The following is an 8599-nucleotide window of genomic DNA, read 5'->3' as shown; positions in this document are numbered from 1 at the left end:
GCCCCGATCGATGCCCGCGGGCATCGATCGGGGCCGCCGTCGTGCGGACCGCCGCCGGTCAGAGCTTGCGGTAGCGGGCCTCGAAGAACGAGTAGATGCCGAACAGCGCCAGGCCGATGGCGCACAGCGTCAGCAGCCACTGGCCGTACGCCTGCCCGGCGAGGGTCTTCAGCGTGCCGTCCAGGCCCTTGGCCTCACTCGGGTCGAACTCGATCGCCGCCTTGGTCACGAACACCCCGGCCAGCCCGAACACGACGCCGCGCACGATGTACCCGACGAGACCCGCGGGCTTGGCGATCTTACGGGCGAGGGTGCCCATCTGCCCGATCTTCAGCTTCTCCTCGAACTTCCGCTTCGCCCCACGGATGATCATTCCGATGCCGATCCCGACGACCACGAGGCCGACGATCCCCACGAGCACCCGACCGGCGTCGTTGCGCATGACCCGCGCCGTCCAGGGCGCCGGCTCGCCGGACCCGCCGCCGCCCGAGACGAGGAAACTGATCGTGCTGCCGGCGATCGCCAGGTAGATGACGCCGCGCGCCGCGGAGACCACGCGCTTCGCGGTCCGCTTCTTCTCGTCGGTCTCGTCCTGGACACCGACCGCGGCCTCGAGCAGCCGCCAGGCCGCGTAGCCGAGGAAACCGATGACCAGGATGACGAGGACCGCGGATCCGAACGGCTTGTCCCTGATCTCGCCGAGGGCGCCGTTGCGGTTGGTCTGGGCGTTACTGAGTCCGAAGGCGACCTGGACGGCGAGAACCCCGATGAGGACGTAGATCAGGCCCCGCCCGGCGAGCCCGATGCGGGCGGCGATGTCGACGGTCCGACTGTGGCGGGCCTGCCGCGCCGCGCCTTTCGCCTGGCCCCCAACCCCGCCGCCGTTGTCGACGGCGTGCCGCAGCCGGCCGCCGGTCTGCACCGACACAGTGATCACTCCCTCGGACCATGGGATCGGTTGATCCGGATGGAACGATGCCCGGGACGGCGCGCACAAAACCGGACGGGGCGTTTAGGTCACCATCTGTGCCAGGTACCGAAGCAGCACGACATTGTCGAGTTGTCGGACCTCGGCCAGCCGCAGCGGGGAGTGGACGTCCTGCGGGAACGCCCCGGGGCCGACGAACGTCGGCGCGTCGGGCTCGCCGACGAAGAACGGGGCGACAGCGAGGTGCAGCTCGTCGACGAGGCCGGCGGTGAGGAAGGCGGTGTGCACCGAGGTTCCCCCCTCGACCAGCAGGCGGCGCACGCCCCGGCGGTCGAGGTCGGCAAGCACGGCGGCGACGCCCACCAGCGGCCGACCAGGCAGATCACCGACGGTCGCCGGCGGCGGGCCGGGCAGGTCGACGACGCTCACCCGCCCCCCGGCAACGGAGTCGCCGGACCAGGACGGCGGTGGCGCTGCGCTGCCGGCGCCCCGGTAGACGAGGGTCTCGACCGGGTCGGTGCCGAACACGCGGGAGCGCGGATCGAGGTCGCCGCTGCCGGAGAGCACCACCTTGACCGGCGTCGGCGGCAGGCCGGTGGCGACCCGGGCGGCCCGGCGATGCTCGGCGCGCACGGCGAGGCGGGGGTTGTCCCGGCGCACGGTCTCGGCACCGACGAGGATCGCGTCGCAGCCGGCGCGCACCTCGTCGACCCGGTCAAGATCCGCCGGGCTGGACAGAATCAGCCGCGCGTCGGAGCCGTCATCGATCCGGCCGTCCAGCGACATCGCGCAGCTGCAGATGACGTAGGGGCGGCCCACCGCCGTGTGCTCGCCGTCCACGTACAGCAGCATTACACGCAGAGCGGGAGCGGCCCGCGGGGCCGTCACGGTGCGGGACTACCGTGAGCAGGTGTGCGGATCGCGACGTGGAACATCAACTCCGCGAAGGCCAGGCAGGCCCGGCTGATCGAGTGGCTGGACCGCGCCGAACCGGACGTGGTGTGCCTGCAGGAGACGAAGCTGTCGGACGATGCTTTCCTCGAGCTGTTCGACGAGGACCTGTTCCGGCGCGGCTACCGGGTAGCCCATCACGGCAACGGCCGGTGGAACGGCGTGGCGATCCTGTCGCGGGGCAGCCTCGACGACGTCGTGCGGGGGCTGCCGGGCGGTCCCGGCTTCCCCGGCCCCGAGCCCCGCGCGATCGCCGCGACCTGCGATGGCATCCGGATCTGGTCGTTGTACGTGCCGAACGGGCGCGCCGTCGACGACCCGCACTTCGCGTACAAGCTGTCCTGGCTGGCCGCGTTGCGCGACGTCGTCGCCGCGGAGGCGGCCCGGGGCCCGCTGATGACCCTGGGCGACTTCAACATCGCTCCGACGGATGCAGACGTGTGGGACGTGGCGGAGTTCGCGGGCGCCACGCATGTCACACCGGCCGAGCGCGCCGCGCTCGGGGAGCTCACCGGAGCCGGTCTCGTCGACGTCCTGCGCGCCCGCTGGCCCGACGCGGTCGTCTACACCTACTGGGACTACCGCCAGCTCTGCTTCCCGAAGAACTTCGGCGTACGCATCGACCTGGCGCTGACCTCCGCCGACGTGGCGGGCCGGGTACGCGCCGTGTGGGTGGACCGGGCGGCCCGCAAGGGCACCGGCACCAGCGACCACGCACCCGTCATCGTCGACCTGGACACCGCCCCGGACGGCGACGTGGGCCCGATGGTGCCGCCGCCGTCGAGCCGCGGCTCGGCAGGCCGCCCGGGCGGCGGGCGGTCGTCGTCCGCCGGCGAGTCGCCGCGCCGCCGCTGACGCCGGCGTCGGGCTCGGGACGACATCCGCCCGGGCCCGACGCCGCGGCGCATCCGGGCTGCGGAGGGACTCGCACCCCGGACGGGCCGTCACTCGGCCGGCGTGCTCGCGGACTCGTGCCGGATGTCCCGGGGCTGCGCCGCCGCGGGCTGCTCCGAGATGGCCGGGGACTCGCTCGACTGCGCCGGTGCGACCCTGGCCGGCTCGTGGTCGCTGTTCACGGCGGTGACCGCGATGCGGGTCGTCTTCGGCTCGGCAGCCGCACCGGCGAGCCGGACGGTCAGCACGCCCCGCTCGTAGCCCGCGGAGATCCGCGAGGCGTCGACCCGCTCGGGGAGCTGGAACTCCCGGCGGAAGCTACCGGACCAGCGCTCGCGGTGGACGCGACCGGCGCGCTCCTGCTCGCGCCGCCCACCGCGCTTGCCGCGGACGACCAGCCGACCGCGGTCGATCTCCACGACCACGTCGTGCTCCACGTCGACGCCGGGCAGCTCGAGGTTGATCAGCACATCCTCGCCCTCGGTGACGACGTCGGCCGAGGGAACAGCGAACTCCACGCTCTGGGAGCGGCCGGTGAGCGCCGGGCGCCGCGTGCCCCATGCACGCCGAACGATCTCGTCGAACTCCCGGTCCATCCGCCCCAGCGCCGCGAACGGGTCCCACAGGTAGGTGCTCACAAGGGCCTCCCTCATCTTGATCAATCTTTGGGTGTCGCGGCGGGCTGGGCCACTCCGAAGCGCCCTCCAGCGATCCTTCGCCGTCGAGCCTCCAGTGAAAGCCTGCCCGTCGTTCACAGTTCATGAGTCTAGGCCGCTCAACCTTTGGGATGCAAGTGTGAGCAACACTTTTGGTCCAGGGTGACGTAGGCAACATCGGAGCCGTACTCCCTCGACCGTGGCGACAGGGGAGAGCCCCTCCCCACGCACCCGCAGGGGTACCCCGAACCCCGCCGCCGCGGCGCGGGGGGCGGCCTGTTCGGGCTGCCCGAGAAGTGCTCGGCACTCCCCCGGGCGGGGGCGGCGAGGCGAGGGAGCACCGGTGCGGCCTGCGTACCCGGAACAACCCACGCATCCGGGCTGGGCGCACCGGAGCATCCACCGACGACTACCGACCGCTACCGACGGCCGGGCAGGCGGGCGGATTCACGGAACACGCCGACCGCCTGGGCCGCCGCGTCCCGATCCGGCGGCGCCGGGACTGTGACGCGCCCATCGGGGAGAATGCCCGAAGACCGCAGATCAACCCCGGGTGACCGGTTCGCGCCACTGCCGGAATACCCGGCAACACCAGCAAATCCCTACGCAGTGGAGAAACGTCGATCCCGATTACGAGCGGGTAAACCGACACTTCCGTCAAGGTTACGAGGGGTGACGGCAAGTAAGCCACACCATCGTGGTATAAAGTCCCACGCTATATCGGACTGCATGCTGGGGAGGCTGTTCGTGTACCTCGAGCGAACGGTTGCAGTGCCGCACGTGTTTCCTTGGCGGGTCGCCCAGAACGACCCACTCCCGTCGAGTGACATCCCGCCGACAGCCCCGCCCGTTCGTCGCCGCGGCGGCGGCGGACCTTCGGGGCGTTTCCGGCGGACCGCCCGGTCGCGCGTCTGACGATCCGACGATCGGCGAGAGCACGTGGTCGAGGGTCATCCGTCACGGACGTATGGCGCCGGCAGCACAGTGGACGAAGGAGTGGCATTGAACGAGAGCGATCGGCACGCGGCTCTGGCGGTCGTGGCGCCCGGAAGTGACGTCTCCTTCCCCGCGTTGGACTTCGATGATCTGCCGGCCTCGGTGGTCAGCCGGTTTCGCGAGGTCGCCGCCCGACTGCCGAACACCCCGGCGCTGGTGTCTCCGGGCGTCACGATGACGTTCGCCGAGACCGATCGCCGCACGGACGACATCGCGGTGGCCGTGCTCGGGCGGCTCGACGCGACCGAGGACGGCCCGGTGGCGACGCTACTTCCGCACGGGGTCCCCGGGCTGCTCGGGGTGCTGGCGGCGATGAAGACCGGCCGGCCGGTCGTCCCGCTCGACCCGATGGTGCCGGCCGAGCGGATGGCTCAGATCATCCGCCAGGCCGGCTGCACCGCGCTGATCACCGACCTGGCCGACGGCTCCGTGGCCCGGTCCACGGTGGGCCTGCAGCCGGTGGAGTCCCAGGTGGCCACCGCGGCGGTCGACCCGAAGCCGCTGCTCGACCTGCTGGCCAGCGACGGTCCCCGGCTGGTGCTTGACCTGGCGGCCGCGGCGAGTGACGGCGCCGAGTGGATCGCCGCCAACGGGTCCGACGCGGTCTGGTGGCCCGAGCCGCAGCTCACCGATCCGGCCTGCGTCGTGTTCACCTCCGGCTCCACCGGCACGCCCAAGGGCGTGGTGTGGACGCACGGCACGTTCCTGTGCGATGCCTACGCCGGAGCGGAGCGGCTCGGCTTCGCGCCCGGCGACCGGCTGGCGCTGGCGCTGCCGTACTCGTTCGCAGCGGGGATCACCGTGGTCGTGTTCGGCCTGCTCAACGGCGCGGGCCTCTATGCCTACGACCCCCGGGCGGCGGGGCTGCGCGGCCTCGCCGACTGGATCATCGCCCAGCACCTGACGGCGTTGCAGACCACGCCGTCGCTGCTGCGGGCGCTGCTCGGCTCCCTCGAACCGGACGAGGTCCTCGCCGACCTGCGGATCGTCACCACCTGCGGCGAGGCCGCCTACGGCCGCGACATCGCCGCGCTGCGCCCGCACGTGCCCGCCTCCTGCACCTACGTGAACTGGTCGGGGGCCTCCGAGATCGCCTCGCTGGGCTTCTTCGAGATTCCGCCGCACGCGCCGCTGCCCGCGGGCACGGTCCCCGCGGGGCTGCCCGCGCGAGGCAAGGAGGTGGTGTTCCGCCGCGAGGACGGCACGATCGCCGGGCCCGGCGAGTCGGGCGACGTCGAGGTGACCTCGGCGTACCTGTCCGCGGGCTACTGGGGCAGCCCGGAGCTGACAGCGGAGAAGTTCACCCCGCGCCCGGACGGCCGGACCACCTGCCGCACCGGCGATCTCGGCCGGTTCGAGCCCGACGGCACGGTGGTGCTGCTCGGCCGGCGCGACGCCGCGGTGAAGATCCGCGGATACCTGGTGGAGCCGAGCGAGGTCGAGGCGGCCCTGCTGAACTCCCCGGAGATCGCCGAGGCGGTGGTCACCGCGGTCACCACCGGGACGCAGAACCGCCTGGTCGCCTACGTCGTCCCGGCGGTGAACGGCAACACGCTGTCCCCGGTGCGCATCCGCCGGGCGCTGCGCGAGCGGCTGCCGGTCTGGATGGTGCCCACGACGATCGTGGCGCTGGCGGAGCTGCCCCGCAACGAACGCGGCAAGGTCGACCGCGGCGCCCTGCCGCCCCCGCCCGCGGCGCCCGCCGGGTCCGCCCGGCCGCGAAGCCAGTGGGAGATCGTCGTCGCCGACATCTGGACCCGGGTCCTGGATCTGGAGGAGGTGGGGATCGAGGACGACTTCATGGAGCTCGGCGGCGACTCGCTGGCCGCAAACGAGCTGCTCACCCAGGTCAACGAGAAGCTCGGAGTCTCCCTGCCCTCGTCGACGCTGATCGACTCCCCCACGCTCGGCGCGTTCGCCCGGATGGTCTCGCTGGCCCAGCAGGCCGGCCCCCGCCATCCGACCGTCGTGCCGCTGCGCAGCACCGGCTCGCGCCCGCCGCTGTTCTGCTTCGCCGGAGCCGGCGCGCTCGCGCTCGGTTTCCACTCGTTGGCCCGCCGGCTCGGCGACGAGCAGCCGGTCTACGCCTTCCAGGCGCACGGCCTGGAACGGCGCGGCTTCCCGGACTGGAGCGTGGAGAAGACCGCTCGCCGCCACCTGGAGATCATCCGGATCATCGCGCCGCGGGGCCCCTACCTGTTGGCCGGGCACTCCCTCGGCGGTCTGATCGCGATGGAGATCGCCCAGCAGCTCGCGGCGGCCGGTGACGAGGTCGGCCTCCTGTCGATCATGGACACCTACCTGCCCTCCTCCCTGCGGATCACACCCGGGGACGACGACGCGGCGCCGGCCGCAGGCCCCCCGAGCTCGGGGGGGCCCGGGAACGGCGCCGGCACCCCGGCGGCGGCTGGTGGCGCGCAGGAGCATGCCCGCAACTACCGCCACCGGTTGGCCCGCTTCACCCAGCGGCTCCTGCCGGAACAGCGGACGAACTTCACCAGCATGGCGACACTCAAGAAAATGGTACAGATTCCGCTGACCGGTGTGGTGCAGTTCGGCGGACCCGAGCAGTTTGACGTCTTCTTCAATCACGGCCGGCTACTCGAAAGGTTCTACCGGCCGCAGCCCTGGGCCGGCCGGACCCTCGTTTACCGATCGGCCGAAAATCCGGACTCGGAGGATGCCTGGTCGGCCTTCCTCACCGGCAGCCACGACACCCACTATGTTCCTTGTGAACATTTCTATCTGCTTCGGGAGCCACACATCATCAAGATCTCCGAGCATTTCCAGACGGAGATCGACCGGGTGGTGGCCGAGCAGGCGGCTCGGCGCTGAGCCCCAGCCGGGGATGACGGTGTTCCCCGGCACCGCCCGGCGATCGAGGCGGTGCCGGGAGGCCACCCGTCAGCGGCGGTCAGCGGCATAGGTCACCCGGACGTCGGTGAAGCCCAGCGCCCCCAGCAGACCGCGCAGCATGGCGGTCGTGTTCTTCTTGCCCAGCTCGGTGACCTGGCCGTCGGTCCGGGCTGCGTCGGTCATCTTCGACGAGGCCTTCTGGTACAGCGCCTTGTCGCTGCTGACCCCGCCGAGCAGGCCGCCGACCCTGTCCAGCGCGCCGCGCTGGCGAGCGACCACGTAGCTGTGTTCGAGATCCAGCACCGGCGTGGACAGGGTCGGGTTGGGCAGCTCGATGGTCACCGAACGGCGGTCCGGCGAGACGGTGACGGCATCGGCGTCGAGGTGGCCGAAGTCGACCGTCGAGTCGACCGTGCCGACCCCCACGAACAGCGTGCGCTCACCCTTCAGTGCCGCCGGAATCCACTTGGTGTCGTCCTCAAGATCGACGACGACCTCGAAGTGGGCGCCGGCGGCGTGGTATGCGCTGAGGTCCTCCAGCGAGCGCAGCACCGCCGGGGAGCTGCGGTCGATCGTCCGCTCCTTGAACGGGTTGAGGCTGGGCCGCCACCCGGCCACCACCGCGATCAGGCCGACGACGAGCACGGCGAGCAGGATGGTGGCGATCAGCCGCAGCGGGCTGAAGCGGGACGGCAGGGAGCGCAGGGTCCGGTTCGAGCGGGTGGGCCGGTCCGTGCCGGGCTCGTCGTTCATGGTCGGTGATGTACCCGAAAACCCCGGTAACCACGCCGATTGTCGGCGTTATGACCACTCGTCGGCGGGCGCCGCCGGCTCGCTGGTCCGAGCCAGCAGGATCGCGGTCCGGTCGTCGCCCTGCCGGCCCGGTGCATGCTCGCGCACGGCATCGAAGGCGTCGTCGAGCAGGGCCATCGGGGTGCGGCCGGGGTCGCGCAGGATCTCCGCGATCAGCCGGTGCGTGCCGAACTGGTGCCCGGCGGGGTCACGCGCCTCGACCAGTCCGTCCGTGTACGCGATGACCACATCGCCCGGTTCGAGGTGCAGCGTCCGAGTCTCCCACGCGCCAGGCGCGGCGAGCAGGCCCGACATCAGCGGGCCCGTCGGGGGCAGCCGCACGATCTGGGCGGCGGCGAGCCGGCCGTCCCCCTTCGGCGCGGCCCCCGGGCTCGTCGGCGGCCGGCGCGCGCCGGCCGCCGGTCCCACGATCGCGCTGACGGTGGCCGGCGGCTGAGAACTCCCGACCGCGCCGGCGTTCGCCGCCACGTCACCGGCGGGCGGCTCGGCGGGGCGGGGAAGGACG

General features: G+C 72.1%; 7 protein-coding genes. 2 read left to right on the top strand and 5 right to left on the bottom strand.

Annotated features, from left to right (window positions below):
- Nucleotides 1–58: 58 nt before the first annotated feature.
- Together NBZ85_RS23285 and NBZ85_RS23280 are read right to left on the bottom strand one after the other, a co-directional pair.
- Nucleotides 59–928, bottom strand: coding sequence for a DUF1206 domain-containing protein (locus NBZ85_RS23285; RefSeq protein WP_372517780.1), 870 nt, complete (start codon nt 926–928; stop codon nt 59–61).
- 84 nt (nt 929–1012) lie between these two features.
- On the bottom strand, nt 1013–1780 hold the full coding sequence (locus tag NBZ85_RS23280) for a RibD family protein (protein ID WP_261559113.1): 768 nt from the start codon (nt 1778–1780) through the stop codon (nt 1013–1015).
- Between the two features lie 60 nt (nt 1781–1840).
- On the opposite strand from NBZ85_RS23280, the gene NBZ85_RS23275 reads away from it, so the two are divergent.
- Complete coding sequence (locus NBZ85_RS23275; protein WP_261559104.1) at nt 1841–2734, top strand: exodeoxyribonuclease III; 894 nt, start codon at nt 1841–1843, stop codon at nt 2732–2734.
- 89 nt (nt 2735–2823) lie between these two features.
- Here the strand turns inward: NBZ85_RS23275 and NBZ85_RS23270 are convergent, their stop codons facing one another.
- Nucleotides 2824–3411, bottom strand: coding sequence for an Hsp20/alpha crystallin family protein (locus NBZ85_RS23270; protein ID WP_261559112.1), 588 nt, complete (start codon nt 3409–3411; stop codon nt 2824–2826).
- A 1014-nt stretch (nt 3412–4425) separates the two neighbouring features.
- On the opposite strand from NBZ85_RS23270, the gene NBZ85_RS23265 reads away from it, so the two are divergent.
- Complete coding sequence (locus NBZ85_RS23265) at nt 4426–7260, top strand: non-ribosomal peptide synthetase (RefSeq protein WP_261559102.1); 2835 nt, start codon at nt 4426–4428, stop codon at nt 7258–7260.
- Nucleotides 7261–7329: 69 nt separating this feature from the next.
- Here the strand turns inward: NBZ85_RS23265 and NBZ85_RS23260 are convergent, their stop codons facing one another.
- Together NBZ85_RS23260 and NBZ85_RS23255 are read right to left on the bottom strand one after the other, a co-directional pair.
- Nucleotides 7330–8034 carry a DUF4230 domain-containing protein gene (locus NBZ85_RS23260; protein ID WP_261559097.1) on the bottom strand — a complete coding sequence of 235 codons (705 nt, stop codon included), beginning with the start codon at nt 8032–8034 and terminating at the stop codon, nt 7330–7332.
- A gap of 48 nt (nt 8035–8082) precedes the next feature.
- A partial coding sequence (locus NBZ85_RS23255) for a SpoIIE family protein phosphatase (protein WP_261559095.1) occupies nt 8083–8599 on the bottom strand: 517 nt, incomplete at its 5' end.

The organism is Frankia tisae, from assembly GCF_025403405.1.
GTDB lineage: Bacteria > Actinomycetota > Actinomycetes > Frankiales > Frankiaceae > Frankia > Frankia tisai.
This window is presented reverse-complemented; position numbering and strand designations above follow the sequence as displayed.